The following is a 649-nucleotide window of genomic DNA, read 5'->3' as shown; positions in this document are numbered from 1 at the left end:
TGAAACTCAAAGGAATTGACGGGGACCCGCACAAGCAGCGGAGCATGTGGTTTAATTCGACGCAACGCGAAGAACCTTACCAAGTCTTGACATATTACGGCGGAACTTAGAGATAAGTTCTTATGACTTCGGTCAACTGTAATACAGGTGGTGCATGGTTGTCGTCAGCTCGTGTCGTGAGATGTTGGGTTAAGTCCCATAACGAGCGCAACCCCTATTGTTAGTTACCATCATTAAGTTGGGGACTCTAACGATACTGCCGGTGACAAACCGGAGGAAGGTGGGGACGACGTCAAATCATCATGCCCTTTATGACTTGGGCTACACACGTGCTACAATGGCAGGTACACAGAGCAGCTAAACAGTGATGTCTTGCGAATCTCAAAAAGCCTGTCCCAGTTCGGATTGTACTCTGCAACTCGAGTACATGAAGTTGGAGTTGCTAGTAATCGTGAATCAGAATGTCGCGGTGAATGCGTTCCCGGGTCTTGTACACACCGCCCGTCACACCATGGAAGTTGGCAATACCCGAAGCCTGTGAGCGAACCCTTGTGGGCGCAGCAGTCGAAGGTAGGGTCAGTAACTGGGGTGAAGTCGTAACAAGGTAGCCGTATCGGAAGGTGCGGCTGGATCACCTCCTTTCTAAGGA

Annotated in this window: 1 rRNA gene; it reads left to right on the top strand. The window is 50.2% G+C overall.

What is annotated here, in order from left to right:
* Positions 1-642 (top strand): 16S ribosomal RNA (locus AC1EJ5_RS10015); the annotation flags it as partial.
* Positions 643-649: the final 7 nt, after the last annotated feature.

It is taken from the genome of Anaerococcus sp. C0059F3 (assembly GCF_056590475.1).
The sequence above is the reverse complement of the archived record's forward strand: the minus strand, read 5'-3'. Positions and strand labels throughout refer to the sequence as shown.